We start from the raw sequence: 1,884 nt of genomic DNA, 5'->3' as shown, positions 1-1,884 counted from the left end.
CTATCTCGATATGCTGGCCTGGTTGACGGAGACGGTGTATCATTTTGGACGCATTGCTTATCATTATAAAAGAAGCATCGAAACAGCGGAAAAGAGCAAAAGGGGTCGGTAAACGCATAATATTTGCCTTTATCTCACGAAGCATGGATGTGTAAAAATACATGAGAAATTGACAAAAATACATATTCACAATATAATTTTTATATGAAGTTTGAATATGATCCGAAAAAAAGTGAAATCAACATGCAAAAGCATGGTATTGATTTCGAAAAGGCTCAAAAGCTGTGGGAAGATGAAGATATGATACAGCTTCCATCACGACAGTCACTTGATGAGCCTAGGTGGTTGGTAATTGGCTGTATCGAAAAGAAGCATTATACTGCCATAATCACTTATCGAAATGACGCTATTCGGATCATATCGGTCAGACGATCTCGCCAAAAAGAAAGGATGCTTTATGAAAGCCAAAGAACTCGATAAAATCTTTGACGAAGGCCAGGAAGATATTTTGGAGTGGTTCGATACTGAAAAGATCACCAAACCCAACGAAGAGCCCAAACGGATCAATATCGACTTTCCAAAATGGATGGTCGACCGTCTTGATCGTGAGGCTCGGCACCTGGGTGTCAGTCGTCAGGCGATCATCAAAATGTGGCTTGCGGAGAGATTGGGAGCGGCATAACGGCCTTCGCGCGCGAACCGTCCACATTGTCAGGCACCGCTCCGCACCTCCTAACGAGCGGCAGCACCCGACATCCTCCAAAAAGCAAAACGGAATACCCCTCTGCAAGTGTCGTTGTCGAGATTTTCGATACCTTTCTACGGATTTGAAAAACCCATGGAACGATCAAGATTTTATTAACTTTTTCGAAAGTAAAATAAACGAATGTCAAAAACTACTTCTCGGTTTTGAAAGGACCTCATGAAAATTTTGTTTGCGCTTTTTACCGCTCTATCGCTTTTTGCCCAAACCCACTTTTTCGCCAACAAAAACCCGTTTCCTCTCGATTTTGACAAGCTCAGCGACGAGCAGTACGAACGAATCAACGACTACAAATTCTTCGTTCTCAATATCGAGCAAAACGGCACGGTCTGGGGTTTTTACGAGCTCTACCCTTACGCCGCCCGTTATACGAGCGATACATTCAAAGGCAGCTTCGATCCAAAAAGCAGGGAGATCGAAGTCAGGGTCAACGGCTCGTCGATCCGTTTTTTCTACTACAAAGACAAAAAGCTCTTTGTCGATGAGCCCGATTCGATCGATACTGTCGAAGAGGTAAGCGCGAAAACGTTTGCCGATCGCTACACGCGCGCGCTTGAAAAATTGCGCACCTACGAACCCGCCCGAAAGATGCGGCGCCTCGGCATCGCTCTGGAGCTCGGCTATGACAGTTTAAGCGACTCTTTTGCCGTCTATCCGCTGGGTTTGGAAAAAGTGAGCCAATTTGTTCCGGAAGCCGGTGCACTCGGCTTTTTAGAGCGGGTTTTGGAGGCTACGGGGCTTGAAAGGGGCAAAGCCACGCCCGAAAAGATCATGCAAAAGTGCCCAAAATTTCAACCAAGCGATTTTAACAACACGGGTGATCTTACAAGTTTTCTGGATGGGTTGATTTTGCTGGATAACTATCTCAAACGCGAAGGGCTCGATCCATTCAGCGTAGAGCATATGGAAGATATAGAAAAACATCTGCTGGGGATCACCTACGAAGATTGAGTTTTTTGCTAGAAATTTCTCTATTATGCGGTGAATAGTACCAGACTCAGCCTGTCCAAACCCCCTTTTGGCTATAATCGCGACTAAAAAGCAGGAAGATTTCATGACATTTATAGAAACACGGGGCAACGACGGCGTCAAGCCCGCCGAAGTCTCCTTTTCCGAAGCCA

The 1,884-nt window shown here is 45.3% G+C and carries 3 protein-coding genes; all 3 read left to right on the top strand.

Annotated features, from left to right (window positions below; translation table 11 throughout):
* Positions 1–204: 204 nt before the first annotated feature.
* The 3 genes from Q1K23_RS08445 to Q1K23_RS08435 all read left to right on the top strand — a co-directional run bounded on the left by Q1K23_RS08445 (position 205) and on the right by Q1K23_RS08435 (position 1,714).
* A complete protein-coding gene (locus tag Q1K23_RS08445) occupies positions 205–480 on the top strand; it encodes a BrnT family toxin (protein WP_300363795.1) in 276 nt (91 codons plus the stop codon).
* Complete coding sequence (locus tag Q1K23_RS08440) at positions 458–682, top strand: CopG family transcriptional regulator (protein ID WP_300363793.1); 225 nt, start codon at positions 458–460, stop codon at positions 680–682. The genes Q1K23_RS08445 and Q1K23_RS08440 overlap by 23 nt, the downstream gene beginning before the upstream one ends.
* A 240-nt stretch (positions 683–922) precedes the next feature.
* A complete protein-coding gene (locus Q1K23_RS08435; protein WP_300363791.1) occupies positions 923–1,714 on the top strand; it encodes a hypothetical protein in 792 nt (263 codons plus the stop codon).
* Positions 1,715–1,884: the final 170 nt, after the last annotated feature.

The organism is Hydrogenimonas sp., assembly GCF_029933015.1.
Classification (GTDB): domain Bacteria; phylum Campylobacterota; class Campylobacteria; order Campylobacterales; family Hydrogenimonadaceae; genus Hydrogenimonas.
This window is presented reverse-complemented; position numbering and strand designations above follow the sequence as displayed.

Coding starts and splice junctions, on each gene's coding strand:
- Q1K23_RS08445 (WP_300363795.1), top strand. CDS start 205: ATGAAGTTTGAATATGATCCGAAAAAAAGTGAAATCAACATGCAAAAG.
- Q1K23_RS08440 (WP_300363793.1), top strand. CDS start 458: ATGAAAGCCAAAGAACTCGATAAAATCTTTGACGAAGGCCAGGAAGAT.
- Q1K23_RS08435 (WP_300363791.1), top strand. CDS start 923: ATGAAAATTTTGTTTGCGCTTTTTACCGCTCTATCGCTTTTTGCCCAA.